The organism is Streptantibioticus silvisoli, from assembly GCF_027947535.2.
Classification (GTDB): Bacteria; Actinomycetota; Actinomycetes; order Streptomycetales; family Streptomycetaceae; genus Streptantibioticus_C; species Streptantibioticus_C silvisoli.
This window is the reverse complement of the sequence record NZ_JAAGKO020000014.1, coordinates 72,491-94,583: the sequence shown is the minus strand read 5'-3', so window position 1 is coordinate 94,583 and position 22,093 is coordinate 72,491. Positions and strand designations below refer to the sequence as shown.

The 22,093-nt window shown below is 74.7% G+C and carries 1 protein-coding gene (only partly in view); it reads right to left on the bottom strand.

Features of this window, described 5'->3' with window-relative positions; translation table 11 throughout:
• Positions 1 to 22,093: the 5' portion of a type I polyketide synthase gene (locus POF43_RS12325; RefSeq protein WP_282704553.1), read on the bottom strand. The gene continues 10,556 nt to the left of window position 1, outside the view; only the first 22,093 of its 32,649 coding nucleotides appear in the window; it begins with the start codon at positions 22,091 to 22,093; its stop codon lies beyond the left edge, outside the window.

The window sequence follows — 22,093 nt, the reverse complement described above, 5'->3', positions numbered from 1 at the left end:
TTCCGGCCGCGCCGGTGAGCAGATGGCCTTGCAGCTGCTCCTCGCCCCGCGCGACCAGTTCGGCGTAACCGGTCTGGTAGACGCCCGTGAACACGCCGGTCGCACTGCCCGCCAGCGAACTCGGGTCGATGCCCGCGTGTTCCAACGCCTCCCACGACACCTCCAGCAGCAGCCGCTGCTGCGGGTCGGTGGCCAGCGCCTCCCGCGGGGAGATCCGGAAGAACGCCGCGTCGAACTCGCCGCTCTCCGGGAGGAAGCCGCCCTCGCCGGTCGCGGACGTCCCGGTGCCCGGGCCGCCGCTGCCCAGCAGCGAGTCCAGATCCCAGCCGCGGTCGACCGGGAACGGCGTGACCCCGTCGGTCCCCTCGGCGACCAGCCGCCACAGGTCGTCCGGGCCCGAGACGCCGCCCGGGAACCGGCACCCCATGCCCACCAGCACGATCGGATCGTCGGTGACGGACACGAGAGCCGGCGCCACGACGGCCTCGGCCGGTTGCGTGCCGAACTCGGCTGCCAGGTACCTCGCGACGTGACCGACGGTCGGGTGGTCGAACACCAGGCTGGCCGCCAGGGCGACGCCGGTTCTGGCTTGCAGCAGGTTGCGCAGCTCGACCGCGGTCAGCGAGTCGAAGCCCAGCTCGCGGAACGGCTGCGCGATGTCGAACCGCTCGCCCGGGGCGTGTCCCAGCACCGTCACGGCGGCCTCGCGGACCAGGTCGGCCAGCGCCTCCAGCCGGTCCGCACCGGACAGTCCGGCCAGCCGACGGCCCAGGCCGTCCCCGCCGCCGTCGGTGTTGTCCGCCACGCGCCGCGCCGCGGCCCCGGCCAGGGAACGCCACAGCGGCGTGATGTCCCGCTGGGCCCGCAGCGTCGCCATGTCCAGCCGGGTCGGCGCCAGCAGCGGGCGGTCCGCGCGCAACGCCCGGTCGAACAGCTCCATGCCCTGCTCCACCGACATCGGCGGGGTGGCCGAGCGCGCGATCCGGCGCCGGTCGGTGCCGGACAGGGAGCTCACCATGCCGTGCTCCGTCGACCACGGTCCCCAGGCCAGCGACATGCCCGGCTGCCCCTGTTGGCGGCGCTGCTGCATCAGTGCGTCGAGGAACGTGTTGCCCGCGGCGTAGTTGGCCTGGCCACCGCCGCCCAGCAGGCCGCCGAGCGACGAGAAGGCCACGAAGAACGACAGGTCCCGGGTGAGCGAGTGCAGGTTCCAGGCCGCGTCCACCTTCGGGGCGAGCACCCGGTCGAGCTGTTCGCGCGACAGCGACGCGAGCACACCGTCGTCGACGACGCCCGCGACGTGCACGACCCCGGTCACGGGGTGCTCCGGCGGGACCTCGGCGAGCACCTCGGCGAGCGCCTGCCGGTCGGCCGCGTCGCAGGCCGCCACCACCACCGTGGCGCCGAACGCGCCGAGCTCCGCCAGCAGTTCCTGCGCGCCCGGGGCGGTCGCACCGCGTCGGCTGACCAGCAGGAGGTTCCGCGCGCCGTGCCCGGTCACCAGGTGCCGCGCCGCCAGGGCGCCCAGCCCGCCGGTGCCACCGGTGACGACGACGGTGCCCTCGGGGTCCAGCACCGGCGCCGGTCCGTCACCCGCGCCGGCCCGGATCAGGCGGGCCGCGAGGAGCCGGCCGCCGCGCAGCGCCAGTTGCGGCTCACCCGCGGCCAGTACGTCGCCGAGCACCGTCGCGTCGAGTGGGCCGGAGTCGGTGTCGGTGTCGAGCAGTACGAACCGGCCCGGGTCCTCCGTCTGCGCCGACCGGACCAGGCCCCACACGGCCGCCGCGGCCAGATCCGTGACCGGGTCACCGGGTGCGGTGGTGACCGCGCCCCGGGTCCACACGATCAGCGGCGAGCCGGCGGGGTCCGTCGGCCACTGCTGAAGTCGCCGGAGAACCTCGGCGGTCAGCTCATGCGTGCTGTCCACCACCGGGGCCGGGTCCCCGGACGCCCGCAGCAGCGCCACCGCGCCCTCCTCGGGAGCGGGCACGGGGTCCGCGGGTCCGACGACGGTCCAGCGGTCCACCGGGGCGGCGCCGCCAGGAGTCGGCACCCAGCTGACCTCGAGCAGCGAACGGTCCCCGGTGTCCGCCACGGTGCCGAGTGCCTCGGGCGGTCGCAGCGTCACGGAGCCGATCGACAGCACGGGTGAGCCGGTCGAATCGGCGACCGCGAGCGACACCTCGTCCGGCCCCTGCGGGGTCAGTGCGACCCGGAGCCGGGCCGCGCCGGAAGCGAGCAGATCCACGTCGCGGAACCCGCACGCCACGCCCTCCCCGCCCGCGAGCGCCCTCGTCTGCAGTGCCGCGTCCAGCAGCGCGGGGTGCAGCCCGAACGACTGCGCCGCGTCACGGCCGGACTCGGGCAGTTCGACCTCCGCGAGGATCCGGTCGCCGTGGCGCCACGCCTTGGTCAGCCCCTGGAACACCGGGCCGTACTCGGCGCGCTGCTCGTAGAACCGGGACACGTCGATCTCCTCGGCTTCCGGCGCGGGCCAGACCTGGCCCAGCGGGCCGAACGGGTCCGGGCCGGCCCTGCGGGCGGACGTGCCCAGCCGACCGGTGGCGTGTTGGGTCCACTCCTGTGCGCCGTCCACCCGCGCGTACAGGGCGAAGCTCCGCCGCGCGTCCTCGTCGGCCGCACCGACCAGGACCTGGACCTGGACGACTCCCGTGGCCGGCAGCGCCAGCGGCGTCCGAAGCACCAGCTCCTCGACCCGGTCGCAGCCCACGCTGTCGCCGGCGCGGATGGCCAACTCGACGCCGGCGGTGCCGGGCAGGACCGCGGCGCCGCCCACGGTGTGGTCGGCCAGCCACGGGTGCGTGCGCAGCGAGAGCAGGCTGGTGAACACGATCGCGTCGTCCGTGGGCGAAGGCACCACGGCGCCGAGCAGCGGGTGCTGCGCCGGGTTCAACCCGGCCGAGGTCACGTCGGCGACAACGGCGACCGTGTCGGGCCAGAAGCGCTGGTGCTGGAACGCGTAGGTCGGCAGCGCCACCCGCACCGCGCCCCGGCCCGCGAACACCGCGCTCCAGTCCACCGCCACACCGTGCACGAACAGGCGCGCCACCGCGGACAGCACCGCCGACGCGTCGTCCTGCTCGTGGCGCAACACCGGCGCCACGACCGTGCCCGGTGCGCAACTGTGGTGCGCCGCACCGGAAAGCACACCGTCAGGACCCAGTTCCACCAGCGCGGTCACACCCTGGTCGGCGAGCAGGCGCACGCCGTCGGCGAATCGCACCGTGCCGCGGACCTGCTCCGTCCAGTACCGCGGGGAGCACAGCTCCTGCGCGGCCGCGATCCCACCGGTCAGGTTCGACACGATCGGGATCCGCGGCGGCCGGAACTCCACCGACTCCAGGACCGTGGCGAACTCGTCCAGCATCGGTTCCATCAACGACGAGTGGAACGCGTGCGACACCCGCAACCGCGTCACCTTCGCACCACGCCCGGCCGCCACGGCGGTCACCCGCTCGACGTCTTCTCGCGGACCGGAAAGGACGACCGAGTCGGCGGTGTTCACCGCCGCGACCGACACCCCGCCGGGGAGCAGATCCGCGACCTCGGCCTCGGACATCCCGACCGCGGCCATCGCCCCACCCGACGGCAACGCCTGCATCAACCGCGCCCGCGCCGCCACCACCCGACACGCATCACCCAGCGACCACACCCCCGCCACATAAGCCGCCGTCACCTCACCGATCGAATGCCCCAGCAGGTAGTCCGGAGCCACCCCGAACGCCCGCAACACCTCGAACAACGCCGCCCCGACCGCGAACAACGCCGGCTGCGCCCACCCCGTCTCATCGACCAACTCCGCGTCCTGACCCCACATCACCTCGCACAACGGCCGGTCCAGCAACGGATCCAACACCGCGAGAACCCCGTCCAACGCCGCCGCGAACACCGGCGACTCCGCATAAAGCCCACGCGCCATCCCCACCCGCTGCGCACCCTGCCCCGTGAACAACACCCCGAGCCGCGCGTCGGCCTGCGCGGCGCCCGAGACGGTCCCGGCGCCGGGCTCACCGGCCGCGAGCGCACGCAACCCGCTGATCAGCTCCTCCCGGTCGCCGCCCACCACCACGGCCCGGTGGTCGAACGCGGTACGCGAGACGGCCAGCGACCAGCCGATGTCGGCCGGTCGCGGCGCCGGGTCCGCCTCCACGAGGTCCAGCAGCCGCGCGGCCTGCGCCCGCAGGGCCTCCTCCGTCCGGCCCGACAGCGCCCACGGCACCGCCGCCGTGAGCACGGCGGGCGTTTCCGGGGCACCACGGCGCTCGTCGCCAGCCGCCGCCTCAAGGATGACGTGGGCGTTCGTGCCGCTGACGCCGAACGACGACACCCCGGCCCGGCGCGGACGGCCGGTCTCCGGCCACGGGATCGCCTCGGTCAGCAGCCGTACGTCGCCCTGCGTCCAGTCGATCTGCGTCGAGGGCTCGTCCACGTGCAGGGTCCTGGGCAGGATTCCGTGGCGCAACGCGAGCACCATCTTGATCACACCACCCACGCCGGCCGCGGCCTGGGGGTGCCCGATGTTCGACTTCAACGAACCCAGCCACAGCGGTTGCCCGTCCACGCGGTCCCGGCCGTAGGTCGCCAGCAACGCCTGCGCCTCGATCGGATCGCCGAGCTTCGTACCGGTGCCGTGCGCCTCGACCGCGTCGACGTCCGAAGCGGACAGCCCGGCCGCGGCGAGGGCCTGCCGGATCACGCGTTGCTGGGACGGACCGTTGGGTGCCGTCAAGCCGTTGGAGGCGCCGTCCTGGTTGACCGCACTGGACCGCAGCACCGCGAGCACCTCGTGGCCGTTGCGGCGCGCGTCCGACATCCGCTCCAGCACGACGACACCGACCCCCTCCGACCACCCGGTCCCGTCGGCCGAGTCGGAGAAGGACCGGCACCGGCCGTCCTGCGACAGTCCGCCCTGCGCGGTGAACCAGACGAACGCGTCAGCGGTGGCCATCACCGTGACGCCGCCGGCCAGCGCCAGCGAGCACTCACCCGCCCGCAACGCCTGCGCGGCCAGGTGCATCGCCACCAGCGACGACGAGCACGCGGTGTCCACGCTCACCGCGGGGCCTTCCAGCCCCAGCGTGTAGGACACCCGGCCGGAGATCACACTGGCCGCCCCGCCCGTGATCTGGTGCCCCTGCAAGTGCTCACCACCGCGGGCGACCAGGTTGGCGTAGTTCGAGGAGTAGACGCCCGCGAACACCCCGGTCGAGCTGCCCGCCAGCGAGGTCGGATCGATTCCCGCCTGCTCCAGGGCTTCCCACGACACCTCCAGCAGCAACCGCTGCTGCGGATCGGTCGCCACCGCCTCCCGCGGCGAGATCCGGAAGAACGCCGCGTCGAACTCACCGGCCCCGTCGAGGAAACCACCGCGGCCGGTGGCCGACGTCCCGGTGCCGGGCCCTTCGGTGCCCCGCAGTGCCTCCAGGTCCCAGCCGCGGTCGGCGGGGAACGCGGTGATGCCGTCGGTCCCGCCGGCCACCAGCCGCCAAAGACCGTCCGGATCGGTCACTCCGCCGGGGTACCGGCAGGCCATGCCCACCAGCACGACCGGATCATCGGCCACCGGGGCCGCCGCCACAGGCCGCGTCACGCCGTCGGCCGCCGGGGCGGGAGCCGTGTCCCCGAACTCCTCGGCCAGGTGCGCGGCGAGGCGGGTGACGGTCGGGTAGTCGAACACCAGGGTCGCCGGCAAGGTGGCGCCGACGCCGGCCTGCAACGAGTTGCGCAGGTCAACCGCCGTCACGGAGTCGAAACCCAGCTCGCGGAACGGCTGGTCCGTGCCGATCTGCGCACCGGACGGGTGGCCGAGCACCGCGGCGGCCGACTCGCGCACCAGCTCCACCAGCAGGCGGTCACGTTCCGCGGCGGACAGTCCGGCGAGCCGCCGCGACAGTCCGTCCCCGCCACCGCGCGAGTTGTCGGCCGCGCGCCGGACCGTGGTGCCGGCGAGCGAGCGCCACACCGCGGGCATCTCGGCCTGGGCCCGCAGCGCCGGCAGGTTCAGCCGGGTCAGCACGAGCGCCGGGTGCTGTGAGCGCAAGGCCCGGTCGAACAGATCCATGCTCTGTTGCGCCGACAACCCGCGCTCGCCGTCCCACGATCCCCAGGCCAGCGACAGACCGGGGAGTCCGTCGCGGCGGCGCTGCCGCGCCAGCGCGTCGGCGAACGCGGTTCCGGTGACGCCGTCGAGCGACGAGAACAGCACGAAGAACGCGAGATCGAGGTCCCCGGTCAGCTGGTGCACATTCCAGGCGCCCTCGACCCGCGGCGCCAGCGCCCCGTCGAGCTCCTGCTGGGACAGCGTCTCCACCGCGAAGTCGTCGTCCGCGTCCGCGGCGTGCACGACCCCGGTCACCGGGTGCTGCACGGCCACGGACGCGAGCACGTCGGCCAGCGCCGCCCGGTCGGTCACGTCGCACGCCACGACCGACACGGTGGCGCCGCGCTCCGCCAGATCCGCGACCACCGCCTCGGCCTCGGGCGTGGCAGGGCCGCGCCGGTCGACCAGCAGCAGGTGCCGTACCCCGTACCCGGCGACGAGGTGCCGGGCGAGCACGCCACCGCGGCGGCCGGTGCCGCCGGTGATCACGACCGTCCCCGCGGGATCCAGCGCCGGGGCGGCTGCGGCGGCGCCGGTGACGCGGTTCAGCCGGGCGGCGTGGAGCTGCCCGGCGCGCAGGGCGAGGTACGGCTCGCCGGTGGCCAGCACCAGGCCCAGTCCGGCGGCGTCCAGTTCGGTGTCGGTGTCGAGCAGGACGATCCGGCCCGGGTACTCGGCCTGCGCCGAGCGCACCAGAGCGTGCACCGCGGCGGCGGCCGGATCGGTCACCAGTTCGTCCTGGCCGGTGCTCACGGCCCCGGTCGTCACCACGACCAGCGCGACATCCGCCGAGCGCCCGTCGGCCAGCCAGTCCCGCAGCCGGCTCAGCACCCGGCCCGCGACCTCGTGCGCGGCGTCCGGCACCGTGCCCGGGCCCGCGGACACCGGCAGCACCACCGCGGCCGGCGTCGGCTCACCGTCGAGTGCCGCGAGCACCGCGTCATCGGGCAGGGCGAGACGCCACCGGTCCACCGGGGTCGCGGCGGTCGCGGGCACGGCACTCCACCGCAGTTCGAGCACCGCGCCGTCGCCGGTGGCCGCGCTCAAACCGCCGACCGTCAGCGGCCGCATGACCAGGGAGCCGATCGACAGCACGGGAAGCCCGGTCGAGTCCGCGACCACGAGGGCGGCCGCGTCCGGGCCGACCCGGGTGAGCGCGACCCGCACCCGGGAGGCACCGGAGGCCTGGAGCACCACGTCGGTGAAGCTGAACTGGAGCCCGTCCAGCCCGGCGAACGCCGATATCTGCAGCGCGGCGTCCAGCAACGCGGGGTGGATGCCGAACGACTGCGCAAGGCCGCGGCCGGCCTCGGGCAGCTCGATCTCGGCGAGGATCCGGTCGCCGTCCCGCCAGGCCCGGGTCAGCCCCCGGAACACCGGGCCGTAGGCGAACCCGTCGTCACCGAGTCGCTCGTAGAAGCCCGCGGTGTCGAGCGGTGTCGCCCCGGGCGGCGGCCATGCCTGGGTGACCGGGTCGAACGCCGTCCCGGTGAGGCCCCGGCCACCGGCGCTCAACTGGCCGCTGGCGTGCCGGACCCACTCCTCCTGCCCGTCGGGACGCGCGTACACCGCCACGTGCCGCCGGCGTGTCCCGGGATCGGCGTCGCCGACCACGACCTGCGTCTGCACGCCGCCCTGGCCGGGCAGCACCAGCGGTGCCTCCAGGACCAGTTCCTCCAGCCGGTCGCAGCCCACGCTGTCGGCCGCGCGGACAGCCATCTCGACGTACGCGGTCCCGGGCAGCACCGCGACGCCGCACACGGTGTAGTCGGCGAGCCAGGGGTGGGTGCGCAGGGCCAGCCGGCTGGTGAACAGCACGCCGTCCGTCTGCGGCAGCTGCACCGTCGCGCCCAATAACGGATGCTGCGCGGAGCTCAGACCGGCCGCGGTCACGTCGGCGGGCGCGGTGGCCGGTTCCGGCCAGAAGCGTTCGTGCTGGAACGCATACGTCGGCAACGCGACGCGCCGGGCGTCGCAACCGGCGAACAGCGCCGCCCAGTCCACCGGGACGCCGTGCGCGTACGCCTGCGCGAGCGCCAGCACCATCCGGGGGAAGCCGCCTTCACCGCGGCGCAGGGTGCCCATCACGACGGCGGATTCGCGACCGTCGACGATGTCCTGGACGGCGGGCGCCAGCACCGGGTGCGGGCCGACCTCGAGCACCGTGTCCGCTCCCGAGTCGAGGGCGGCCGTGAGCGCGTCCTCGAACCGCACGGTTGTCCGCAGATTGCGGTACCAGTACCGCGCGTCCCACGACGCGGTGTCCGCCCGCTCCCCCGTCACGGACGAGAAGACCGGGATCGCCGCGGGCCGCGGCGTGATCGGCGCCAGGTCGGTCAGCAGCCGCTCCTCGATCCGCTCCACCAGCCGGGAGTGCGACGCGTAGTCCACGGCGATCCTGCGCGGCTGGATCTCCCGCTCGCGGCAGTCGGCCAGCAGCCGCTCCAGGGCGCCGGCCTCGCCCGCGACGACGGTCGACGACGGCCCGTTGATCGCGGCCAGCGACACCTCCGGGTGATCCGCGAGCAGATCGCGCACCTGTCCGGCCGGCATCGGCAGCGCGACCATCCCGCCGCCGGTGAGCTGTTCGGCGATCGCGCGGCTGCGCAACGCCACCACCCGCGCCCCGTCCGCCAACGACAGACCACCGGCGACACACGCGGCGGCGATCTCACCCTGCGAATGCCCCACCACCGCCGCCGGCTCGACACCGAACGACCGCCACACCGCCGCCAGCGACACCATCACCGCCCACAACACCGGCTGCACCACATCCACCCGCCCCAACGCCACCTCGTCACCGAGCGCCTGCTCCAGCGACCAGTCCACGAACGGCGCCAACGCCTGCCCGCACTCACGCATCGACCCCGCGAACACCGGCGACGACACCAGCAACTCCCGGCCCATCCCCACCCACTGCGCACCCTGGCCCGGAAACACGAACACCACGCCACCGCCGGAGCGGGCGACGCCTCGGGCCACGCCCGGCGACGGCCGGCCGGCAGCCGCCGCGCGCAGACCGGCCAGCAGTTCGTCCCGGTCGGCGCCCACGACCACCGTCCGGTGGTCGAACACCTCCCGCGAGCCGAGCAACGACCACGCCACGTCGACGGGACGCAGCGACGGATCGGCGCCGACGTGCTCCAGCAACCGGGACGCCTGCTCCCGGACGGCCCCGGCCGACTTCCCGGACAGCACCCACGGCACGACACCGTCCTCGGCGGACGGCTGCCGCGCCGGGACGCCGGACTCTTCGGGCGGGGCTTCGAGAATCACGTGCGCGTTGGTGCCGCTGACCCCGAACGCGGACACCCCGGCCCGTCGCGGGCGGCCGGTCTGCGGCCACGCGACAGCCTCGGTCAGCAACCGGACGTCGCCTCGCGCCCAGTCCACCTGGGCCGACGGTTCGTCCACGTGCAGCGTCTTCGGCAGCACCCCGTGCCGCAGCGCCAGCACCATCTTGATCACGCCGCCGACGCCGGCGGCGGCCTGGGCGTGCCCGATGTTCGACTTCAATGACCCCAGCCACAACGGCCGGTCCCCGGGCCGGTCCTGACCGTAGGTCGCCAGCAGCGCGTCGGCCTCGATCGGGTCACCCAGCTTCGTCCCCGTGCCGTGCGCCTCGACCGCGTCGACGTCCGAGGTGGACAGACCCGCCGCCGCGAGGGCCTGCCGGATCACGCGCTGCTGCGACGGACCGTTCGGCGCCGTCAGACCGTTCGACGCACCGTCCTGATTGACCGCACTCGACCGGAGGACCGCCAGCACCTCGTGGCCGTTGCGCCGGGCGTCCGACATCCGCTCCAGCACCACCACACCGACGCCCTCGGACCAGCCGGTCCCGTCGGCCGCGTCCGCGAACGACTTGCAGCGGCCGTCCGCCGCCAGCGCGCCCTGCGCGGTGAAGCCGACGAACGCTTCGGGCGTGGGCATCACCATGACCCCGCCCGCCAGCGCCAGCGAGCACTCGCCCGTCCGCAACGCCTGCGCGGCCAGGTGCATCGCCACCAGCGACGACGAGCACGCCGTGTCGACACTCACCGCGGGGCCTTCCAGCCCGAGGGTGTAGGACACCCGGCCGGAGATCACACTGCCCGCGCCACCGACGATCAGATGCCCCTGCGACTGCTCGCCGGAGTGGGACGCCAGTTCGGTGTAGCCGGTCTGGTAGGCGCCGACGAACACACCGGTGGGACTGCCCGCCAGCGACGAGGGCGTGATCCCGGCCTGTTCCAGCGCTTCCCACGAGGTTTCGAGCAACAACCGCTGCTGCGGATCGGTGGCCAGCGCCTCCCGCGGCGACATCCGGAAGAACGCCGCGTCGAAATCGCCGACGCCGTCGAGGAAACCGCCTTCGCCGGCCGCCACGAGGCCGTTCGTCCCCAGCAGTTCGTCCAGGTTCCAGCCGCGATCGGCCGGGAACGGGGTGACGGCGTCGGTCTCGTCGATGACCAGCCGCCACAGGTCGTCCGGCCCCGCCACCCCGCCCGGGAACCGGCACGCCATACCGACCAGGACGACGGGGTCGCCGGTGACCGGGACGAGCGCGGGCACCGCGGCCGCCTCTGCCGCGCGGGCCTGGCCGAACTCACCGGCCAGGTGCGCCGCGAGCCGGCTCACGGTCGGGTAGTCGAACACCAGGCCGACGGGAAGGCTCGTCCCCGTGCCGGTTTGCAGCAGGTTGCGCAGTTCGACCGCCATCAGCGAGTCGAAGCCCAGGTCCTTGAACGGCTGGTCCTGATCGATCCGCGTGCCGGCCGCGTGCCCCAGTACGGCCGCCGCCGACGCGCCGACCAGATCGAGCAACGCGGCCCGGCGCCGCTCCTGCGACAGGCCCGCCAGTCGCGCCGCCGGCCCCTCGGAACTCGCGTCGTCCACCCGCGAGCCGCCCAGTGCCTCGGCGACCTCGGCCAGCTCCGACAGCAGGGCGCTCGGCCGGACCGCGGTGAACACCGGAGCGAACCGGCTCCAGTCGAGGTCGGTGACGACGACTGTCGTGTCGTTCTCGTGCAGCGCGCGTTGCAGCGCGGCGATCGCCAGCTCGGGCCGCATCGGCACGACACCCAGCAGGTCCAGGCCGTCCCGCTCGGCCGCGGTCAGGCCCAGGGCCATGCCGGTCCCGCCCCACGAGCCCCAGGCGACCGAGGTCGCCGTCCGGCCCCGCGCACGGCGGTGCTGCGCGAGCGCGTCGAGAAAGGCGTTGCCCGCCGCGTACGCGGCCTGCCCGCCGCTGCCCCACGCCGCCGCCCCGGAGGAGAACAGCACGAACGCGTCGAGTTCCTGATCACCGGTGAGCTCGTCGAGATGACATGCCCCGTCGGCCTTCACCCGCAGTTGACGCGCGAACCGCTCCGGGGTCGTCGCCGCCAGCGCCACGTCGTCGTCCATGACCCCGGCGGCGTGCACCACCGTCCGCAACGGCCATGCGTCCGGCAGGTCCGCCAAAACCTCGGCCAGCGCGGCGCGGTCGGCCACATCGCAGGCCACCACGCTCACCCGCGCGCCCGCGGATTCGAGTTCCCGCCGGATCCCGTCGGCGCCCTCGGCCGCCGGTCCGCGCCGGCTCAGCAGCACGAGGTGTTCGGCGCCCCGCTCGACCAGCCACCGGGCGGTCCGGGCGCCCAGGCCACCGGTGCCACCGGTGACCAGCGCCGTCCCGGACGTCGTCCACGACGGCGGACCGGTGGTCTTCGCCGGGGCGTGCACCAGCCGGCGCCCGTAGCGGCCGGAGGAGCGAACCGCGATCTGGTCCTCGCCCGCGCTGTCCGACACGGCGGCGGCGAACCGGCGCGCGGTTGTAACGTCCGGTGCTTCGGGCAGGTCCACCAGACCTCCCCACAGCTCGGGCTCCTCCAGCGCGGCGACCCGGCCGAGCCCCCAGAACGCGCCCTGCCCCGGAGCGGTCACCGGGTCGTGGTGCCCGATCGAGACGGCGCCCCGCGTCACCACCCACAGGCGGGCGGGCAGACCGGTGTCCCGCAACGCCCGCAGCAGCAGGGTGACCGACACCAGCCCGGTCGCCGTGTCCGGCTCGAGCGCCACCGGCGCCAGCACGCCGGCCACCCGGACGTCCGGCCCGGCGGCGTCGCCCAGTTTCCCGGCGAGCGCCGCGCGGTCGGGTCCGCTGTGTTCGAGCACCCGCGTCCCGGCGCCCAGGGCGTCGACGATCTCCCGGGTTCCCGCGTCGTCACCGGTTCCGGTCGGTACCACGACCAGCCAGCGGCCGGGCGCCGGCGCCGTGGGAGCCGCGCTCCCCAGCGGTTTCCACGTCTCCCGGTACCGCCATCCGTCCACTGTCGACTCGTCGCGGCGACGCGTACGCCACGACGCCAGTGCCGGCAGCACCGAGGCGGCCGCGGCGCTGTCGAGGCCGAGCGTGTCCGCCAGCGCCTCGACGTCCCGGTGCTCCACCGACGTCCACAGCCGCTCGTCGGCCGGGTCGGCAGACGCCCGGGACGTGACCGCAGCCGGCTCCGGCCAGAACCGCTGCCGCTGGAAGGCGTAGGTCGGCAGCGGAACGCGGGTGGCACCACGGCCGGCGAACACCCCGGCCCAGTCCACGGACACCCCCTGCGCGTACACCTGCCCGAGCGCAGCGAGCACGGTGAGCACGTCGTCGTGCCCGCGCCGCAACATCGGCGCCACCGCCGTACCCGGAGCGCAACCGTGCTGCGCCGGCCCCGACAGCACCGCGTCCGGGCCGAGTTCCAGCAGCGCCGTCACACCCTGTTCGGCCAGCCGGCGCACCCCGTCGGCGAACCGGACCGTGCCGCGCACCTGCCGGACCCAGTACGCCGGCGAGCACAGGTCCTCGGCGGCGGGTTCGCCGGTCAGGTTCGACACGATCGGGATCCGCGGCGGCCGGAACTCCACCGACTCCAGAACCGTGGCGAACTCGTCCAGCATCGGATCCATCAACGACGAGTGGAACGCGTGCGAGACCCGCAACCGCGTCACCTTCGCACCACGCCCGACCGCCACGGCGGTCACCCGCTCGACGCCTTCTCGCGGACCGGAGACGACGACCGAGTTAGCGGTGTTCACCGCCGCGACCGAGACCCCGCCGGGGAGCAGATCCGCGACCTCGGCCTCGGACATCCCGACCGCGGCCATCGCCCCACCCGACGGCAACGCCTGCATCAACCGGGCCCGCGCCGCCACCACCCGGCAGGCGTCAGCCAGCGACCACACCCCCGCCACATAAGCCGCCGTCACCTCACCGATCGAATGCCCCAGCAGGTAATCCGGAGTCACACCGAAAGCCCGCAGCACCGCGAACAAGGCCGCTTCCACGGTGAACAACGCCGGCTGCGCCCAGCCCGTCTCGTTGATCAGCTCCGCGTCCTGGCCCCACATCACCTCACGCAACGGCCGGTCCAGCAACGGATCGAGCTCGGCCGCGATCAGGTCGACGGTGGACGCGAACACCGCGGACCGGTCGTAGAGGTCCCGCGCCATCCCGATCCGCTGCGCGCCCTGACCGGAGAACAGCACGCCCACCCGGTGCTCGGGCCGGACCGTGTCCCACGCCGCTCCCGGGGCCGGGCCGCCGGCCGCGACCGCTCGCAGCCCGGCCACCAGTTCGTCGCGGTCCTCGCCCACCAGGACGACGCGGTGGTCGAACGCCGACCGCGAACGGGCCAGCGACCAGCCGACATCCACCGCGTCGTGCGCCGGGTCCGCTTCCACGCACTCCAGCAGCCGGGCCGCCTGCGCCCGCAGCGCCTGCTCGGACTTGCCGGACAGCACCCACGGCACGCCGCCGGCCAGGACGCTCACCGCACCGGTCGCCGCGGGTTCGTCCGCCGCAGGCCCGGCCGGAGGGCCGACGGGGGCTTCGAGGACGGCGTGCGCGTTCGTGCCGCTGATCCCGAACGAGGACACGCCGAACCGGCGCGGATGCCCGTTCTCCGGCCAGGGCATCGCCTCGATCAGCAGCCGCACGTCGCCCTGGGACCAGTCGATCCGCGCCGAGGGCTCGTCGACGTGGAGGGTCCTGGGCAGCACGCCGTGCCGCATGGCCATGACCATCTTGATCACACCGCCCACGCCGGCCGCGGCCTGGGTGTGCCCGATGTTCGACTTCAGCGATCCCAGCCACAACGGCCGGTCCCCGGGGCGGTCCTGACCGTAGGTCGCCAGCAACGCCTGCGCCTCGATCGGATCGCCGAGCTTCGTACCGGTGCCGTGCGCCTCCACCACGTCGACGTCCGAAGCGGACAGACCCGCCGCGGCCAGGGCCTGCCGGATCACGCGTTGCTGGGACGGACCGTTGGGCGCCGTCAGGCCGTTGGAGGCGCCGTCCTGGTTCACCGCGCTGGACCGCAGCACCGCGAGCACCTCGTGACCGCCCCGGCGCGCGTCCGACAACCGCTCCAGCACCACGATGCCGACACCCTCGGACCAGCCGGTGCCGTCGGCGTCGTCCGAGAACGACTTGCACCGGCCGTCGGCGGCAAGGCCGCCCTGCGCCGTGAACTCCACGAATCCCTCGGAGCCGGCCATCACCGTGACCCCGCCCGCCAGCGCGAGCGAGCACTCCCCCGCCCGCAACGCCTGCGCCGCCAGGTGCATCGCCACCAGCGACGACGAACACGCCGTGTCCACACTCACCGCCGGCCCCTCCAGGCCCAGCGCGTAGGACACCCGGCCGGACAGCACACTGGCCAGGTTGCCCGTGAGCAGATGCCCCTGCGGGCGCTGGGCCGAGCGGGAGACCAGATCGCCGTAGCCGGACTGGTAGACGCCGGTGAACACACCGGTCGCACTGCCCGCCAGCGCGGCGGGGTCGATCCCCGCGTCTTCCAGCGCCTCCCAGGAGACCTCGAGCAGCAGCCGCTGCTGCGGATCGGTGGCCAGCGCCTCCCGCGGCGAGATGCCGAAGAACGCCGCGTCGAAGTCTGCGACCCCGTCGAGGAATCCGCCCTGCTCAGTGGCGGAGCGGCCGGGCCCGTCGATGTCCCGCAGCGCGTCGAGGTCCCAGCCGCGGTCGGCGGGGAACGGTGTGATGGCGTCGGCTTCCGCCAGGACCAGCTGCCAGAGACCGGCCGGATCGGTCACCCCGCCCGGGTAGCGGCAGGCCATCCCCACCAGCACGACGGGGTCGTCGGCCACCGGCGCCGGTATCACCGTCGGCAGTGCCGCCGGCTCGGCGGCGGGGGCCTGCCCGAACCCGCGGGAGAGGTACTCGGCCAGCCGGGCCACGGTCGGGTAGTCGAACACCACACCGGTCGGCAGCCCGAGCCCCGTCCTCGCCCGCAGCAGGTTGCGCAGCTCGACCGAGGTCAGCGAGTCGAACCCGAGCGCCTTGAACGGCTGCGTGGTGCTGATCGCCGTACCCGCGTCGTGCCGCAGCACGGCTGCCGCGGCCTCGCGCACCACATCGACGAGCGCCCGTCGGCGCTCCGCATCGGACAGTCCTGCCAGCCGCGTGCCCAGCCCGTCCTGGCTGTCCACGGTGTTGTCGGCCGCGCGGCGCCGGGCGCCGCCGGCCAGGGACCGCCACACGGCCGGCAGGTCCGCCTCAGCGCGCAACGCTCCCACGTTCAGCCGGGTCAGTCCCAGTACCGGCGCACCGGCGCGCAGCGCGCGGTCGAACAGTGCGAGGCCCTGCGCCACCGGCAACTCCGGCGTGGCCGAGCGCGCGATGCGCCGCAGGTCGGTGTCGGAAAGGCTGCCGACCAGGCCGACCTCGGTCGTCCACGGACCCCAGGCCATCGACACAGCCGGCAGTCCCGCGTCGTGGCGCTGCTGCATGAGCGCGTCCAGGAACGCGTTGCCCGCGGCGTAGTTGCCCTGCCCGCCGTTGCCGAGAAGACCCGCGACGGACGAGAAGACCGCGAACAGGGCCAGGTCGTGGTCGCGGGTCAGCTCGTGCAGGTACCAGGCCGCGTCGGCCTTCGGGGCGAGCACCCGGTCGAGCTGTTCGCGCGACAGCGAGCCGATCACCCCGTCCTCGAGCACCGCCGCGGTGTGCACGACACCTGTCAGCGGGTGCTCCACGGCCACGGACGCCAGCGCGTCGGCCAGAGCCCGCCGGTCGGTCACGTCGCACGCCGAGACGGTCGCCCCGGCGCCGAGCCGCGCCAGGTCCGCCACCAGTTCGCTGGCGCCGGGTGCCTCCGGGCCGCGCCGGCTGAGCAGCAGCAGGTGCCGGACGCCCTGCTCGGTCACCAGGTGCCGGGCGAAGAGACCGCCCAGGCCGCCCGTGCCGCCCGTGATCACGACCGTGCCGTCGGCGTCCAGGACCGGCCCCGCCGCGTCGGCCGGGCTCACGCGGGTCAGACGAGCGGCGTGCAGCCGGCCGGCGCGCAACGCCAGTTGCGGCTCGTGCGCGGCCAGGACCCGCCCCAGCACGGCGGTGTCCGGCTCGGTGTCGGTGTCGAGGAGGACGAACCGGCCGGGGTTCTCGGTCTGCGCCGATCGCATCAGGCCCCACACCGCGGCCGCGGCCGGATCGGTGACCGTCTCCCCCGGCCGGGCGGCGATCGCGCCCGTGGTCGCCACCACGAGCGGCGTGGCGGCGAACCGCTCGTCGCTCAACCAGTGCTGTACCTGCTCCAGCACCCACCCGGTGACGTCGTGGACGGACTCCACGACCGCGTCCGGGTCCCCGGACACCGGCAGCACCACCACCGGCGGCAGCGGGACCGCCGCCACGGCGGCCGCGATCGAACCGGGACGACCGACCACCAGCCGGTCCGTCACCGCGGCGGCGGTGCCGGCGCCGGTGATGCCCGGCCAGTCCAGCTTCACCAGTGCGCCGTCGCCGAGACCGGCGCTCGACGTCTGCGCGGCCGGCGGCCGCACGGTCAGCGACCCGATCGACAGCACCGGAAGGCCGGTGGTGTCCGCGGCGGCCAGCGCGACCTCGTCCGGCCCGGTGCGGGTCAGTGCCACCCGCAGCCTCGACGCTCCCGAGGCCCGCAACACCACGTCGGTGAAGCCGGCCGGCAGCCCGTCCACTCCGGCGAGGTCTCCCGCCCGCATCGCTGATTCGAGCAGCGCGGGGTGGATGCCGAACGACTCCGCGCCGGTGTCCGCGGGCAGGCCGACCTCGGCCAGAATCCGGTCGCCGTGGCGCCAGGCACGGGTCAGGCCCCGGAACAGGGGACCGTGACCGAACCCGGCCGCGTCCAGCCGGTCGTAGAAACCCGAAGTGTCCACTTCGGTCGCGCCGGGCACGGGCCAGACCCCGGTCACGACGTCGAAGTCCGCGTCCGCGCGAACGCCACTGCCGAGCACGCCGGTGGCGTGCCGGGTCCACACCTGTTGCCCGTCGGGGCACGCGTACACCGCCACGCTCCGGCGGGAATCCGCGTCGGCGTCCGCGACCACCACCTGGACTTGTACGCCTCCTTGCGCGGGCACCACCAGCGCGGTGTCCAAGGTCAGCTCGTCCAGCCGGTCACAGCCCACGCTGTCACCCGCCCGGACGGCCAGCTCCACGTAGCCGGCGCCGGGGAACAACACGGTGTCCCGCACGGTGTGGCCGGCCAGCCACGGGTGCGTCCGCAGCGACAGCCGGCTTGTGAACAGCACGCCGTCCGTCTGCGGCAACGGCACCATCGCGCCGAGCAGCGGGTGCTCGGCCGGGCTCAGGCCCGCGGCGGTGACATCGGCGGGCGCCTCGGCGGTGTCGAACCAGAAGCGCTTGCGCTGGAAGGCATAGGTCGGCAGCGGCACGCGCTGCGCGCCGGCGAACACGGCGGCCCAGTCGGCTTCGGCCCCCGCGGCCACCACCTCGGCGAGCGCGGCGAGGAAGCGGGCCTCGCCGCCGTCGTCGCGGCGCAGCGTACCGGCCACCGCGACGCCCGGGTCCTGCTGCGCCTCCGCCACCTCGCCGATCGCGGTGGTCAGCACCGGGTGTGTCGAGACCTCGACGAAGACCCGGTGGCCCGACGCGATCAGCGCCTGCGTCGCGTCCTCGAAGCGGACCGCGTCGCGCAGGTTGCGGTACCAGTAGCCGGCGTCCACCCGGCAGGGGTCGGCCCATTGCCCGTCCACCGTGGACATCCACGGCACGTCGCCCGGTCGCGCGGTGATGTCGGCCAGCTCCGCGCGCAGCCGTTCCTCGATGGCGTCGACGTGCCCGGAGTGCCCGGCGAAGTCCACCCCGGGCAGCTGCCAGCGGTGGACCCGGGCTTTCGACAGCACCCGGCCGAACTCGCCCAGCGCCTCGGCGTCACCCGAGACCGACACCGAGGCCGGCCCGTTGACCGCCGCGATCCACAGGCGGCCCGCCCACGGCCGCAGGGCTTCGGTGACCCGGTCCACGCTCATGAGCACGGACAGCATCCCGCCGCGCCCGGTCAGCTCCTCGGCGATCATCCGGCTGCGCCGTGCGACGATCCGCGCCGCGTCGCCAAGGGTGAGGTACCCGCCGACGACCGCGGCCGCGAGCTCGCCCTGGGAATGCCCGACCACCGCGGCGGGCTCGACGCCGAAGGACCGCCAAAGCGCCGCGAGCGAAACCGCCACGGCCCACGACGCCGGCTGGAGCACGTCCACCCGCTCGAACCCGGGAGCGCCCTCGGCGCCGCCGATCACCTCGGCCAGGTCCCAGTCGACGTAAGGGGCCAGCGCGTCGGCGCACTCCCGCAGCCGCGCGGCGAACACCGCGGACGAGGCCATCAGGTCACGGCCCATCCCGGCCCACTGCGCGCCCTGGCCGGGGAACACGAAGACGGTCTTCACCCCGCCGGGCCGCGCGACGCCCCGCGCCACTGCCGGCGCGGACTCGCCGGCCGCCGCGCTCCTCAGGCCCGCCAGCAGCTCGTCGCGGCCCGAGCCCGCCACCACGGCCCGGTGCTCGAACAGCGACCGGGAGCCGACCAGCGACCAGCCCACGTCGGCGGTGCGCAGGGCCGGGTCCGCCTCGACGAACTCCAGCAACCGGGCGGCCTGCGCCCGGACCGCCTCGTCCGACTTCCCGGACAGCACCCACAGCGCCGCACCGGAATCGGCCGGCGCCTCGTGCGCCTCGTCCGGCGCCGCTTGTTCGGGGGCTTCGAGGATCACGTGGGCGTTGGTGCCGCTGATGCCGAAGGAGGAGACCGCGGCCCGGTGCGGGCGGTCGTCGTCCGGCCAGGGGGTGGGGTCGGTGAGCAGCCGGACGGCCCCGGCCGACCAGTCGACGTGCGGGGTGGGCTCGTCGACGTGCAGGGTCCTGGGCAGCAGACCGTGCCGCATCGCCTGGACCATCTTGATGATCCCGGCGACCCCGGCCGCGGCCTGCGTGTGCCCGAGGTTGGACTTCACCGAGCCCAGCCACAGCGGACGCTCGCGGTCCTGTCCGTAGGTCTCCAGGATCGTCCGGGCCTCGATCGGGTCCCCGAGCCTCGTGCCGGTGCCGTGGGCCTCCACCACGTCCACCTCGGACGGTGCCAGGCCGGCGTCGGCCAGTGCCTGCCGGATCACCCGCTGCTGCGACGGGCCGTTCGGCGCCGTCAGGCCGTTGGACGCCCCGTCCTGGTTGACCGCCGAACCCCGTACCACCGCCAGCACCTGGTGCCCGTTGCGCCGAGCGTCCGACATCCGTTCCACGAGCAGCAGGCCCACGCCCTCGCCCAGGCCGAAGCCGTCGGCGGCGGCCGAGAACGCCTTGCACCGGCCGTCGCCGGCCAGCCCGCCCTGCCGGGAGAACTCCACGAACATGCCGAGGGTCGGCATCACCGTGGCCCCGCCGGCCAGGGCGAGGTCGCACTGGCCCGCGCGCAGCGCCTGCACCGCCAGGTGCAGGGCCACCAGCGACGAGGAGCAGGCGGTGTCGATGGTGACCGCCGGACCCTCCAGGCCGAGGCTGTACGCGATGCGGCCGGAGTGGACGCTGCCGGTGGTGCCGGTGAACACGTACCCGCCGAAGCCGGTGTCGTCGCCCGTGCCGGGCCCGTACTCCAGCGTCATCGCGCCGATGAACACGCCGGTTCGGCTGCCGCGCACCGACGTCGGGTCGATGCCCGCGTGTTCGAACGTCTCCCACGACGTTTCCAGCAGCAACCGCTGCTGGGGGTCCATCACGGTGGCCTCGCGGGGCGAGATACCGAAGAAGTCGGCGTCGAACAGGTCCGCGTCGTGCACGAACCCGCCCTCGCGCTGGTAGTGGTGGCCGGTCCGGTCCGGCTGGGGCGCGTACGTCCCGGTGACGTCCCAGCCCCGGTTGGCGGGGAACGGCGTCAGCGCGTCGGCGCCGCTCGCGACGAGCTCCCACAGGCGGTCGGGGCCGTGGGCGCCACCGGGATACCGGCAACCCATGCCGACGATCACGATCGGGTCCTGGGGGGCAGGCGCGAACCGGTCCGGATGGTGACCGGCGCCCGGATCAGGACCGAAGAGCCGCTCGGCGAGGGCGGAGGCGAGCGCGGCGGGCGTCGGGTGGTCGAAGGTGACGGTGACCGGCAGCGTCAGCCCGCTGGCCGCCGACACCCGGTTGCGCACCTCGACCGCGGTCACCGAGTCGAACCCCAGATCGCGGAAGGGCCGGTCCGGATCGACCGCGTCCGCCCCGCCCCCGCCCCCGTCCCCGCCCAGGGCGAGGACGACCTCGCGGCACACCAGTTCCGTCAGCGCCGCCTGCCGGCGGGCCGGCGCCAGGCCGGCCAGCTCACCACGCAGCGACGTGTCCGCGGTGGACTGTCCGGTGCCGAAGTCGGGCACGGGCAGGTCGGTCGGCGGCGCCGGCGTGCGGCCGGCGTACAGGGCATCGCCGCCGGGCTCGGCGCCGCCCACGTACGCCTCGCCGAGTGACAGCAGGAACCTGCGCAGGTCTCCCTGGTCGCGGCGCAGCGAACCGCACACCGTCGCCGGGACCGCTCCGGATTCCACGGTCTCCTGCATCGCCGCGGTCAGCACCGGGTGCGGGCCGACTTCCACCAGCACCCGGCAGCCGTCGGCAAGCAGGGCCCTGGTGGCCTCCTCGAACCGCACCGGGTGGCGGAGGTTCCTGCACCAGTACTCGGCGTCCAGCGCCACCTCGTCCCCGGGCAGCCGGGCACCGAGGTGTGCCGAGTAGAACGGGAGCCGCGGCGGCCGGGGCCGGATCGGTTCGAGGTCCCTCCGCATCGACGGCAGGATCTCGTCGATCTGCGGCGAATGCGCGGCCAGCCGTGCCGCCACCCGGCGGGCCGGGATCCCGTCGGCGGTCAGGGCCGCCACGAGTTCGGCGGCTGCCGCGGTGTCCCCGGACACCAGCACCGTGGCCGGCCCGTTCAGCGCGGCCACCACCAGCGCGTCCGGCCAGGCTGCCAGCCGCTCGCGCACCAGTTGCTCGGGCGCGCGCACCGACACCATCGCGCCCCGGCCCTCGATGGTCGCCTGGGCCTGGCTCCACAGGGCCGCCACCCGCGCGCCGTCGTCCAGCGACAGCGCGCCGGCGACAACGGCCGCAGCCACCTCACCCAGGCTGTGCCCGGCCACCGCGGCGGGCTCGATCCCCTGGAAGCGCCATACTTCGGCGAGCGCCACCATCATCGCGAACAGCGCGGGCTGCACCACATCGACGCGGTCGAGCGGGGACGGATCGCGCAGCACGTCCAGCAGGGACCAGTCCAAGAAGGGTTCCAGTGCCTGCGCGCACGCGTCGAGCCGGGCCCGGAACACCGGGGACTCGGCCAGCAGGTCCCTCGCCATCCCGGGCCACTGCCCGCCCTGGCCGGGGAACACGAATGCGACCGGCCCGCCGGGAGCGGCGCCCTCGACCAGCCCGGGCGCTCCGCGGCCGGCCGCCAGCGCCCGCAAGCCGTCGGCGAAGCCGGCTCGATCGGCGGCGACGACGGCGGCGCGGTGCGGCCCGGTGGCGGCCATCGCACGCAACGCCGCGCCGACATCGGCCGGCCGCACGTCGGCCCGTTCGTCCAGGTACTCGGCCAGCCGCCCGGCGTGGGCGCGCACCGACTCGAGGTGGCCTCCGGGCAGCAGCAACGGCAACCAGTCCTGGCCGGAGCCGGCCGTCCGCTCAGCGCGCGCGGAACGCAT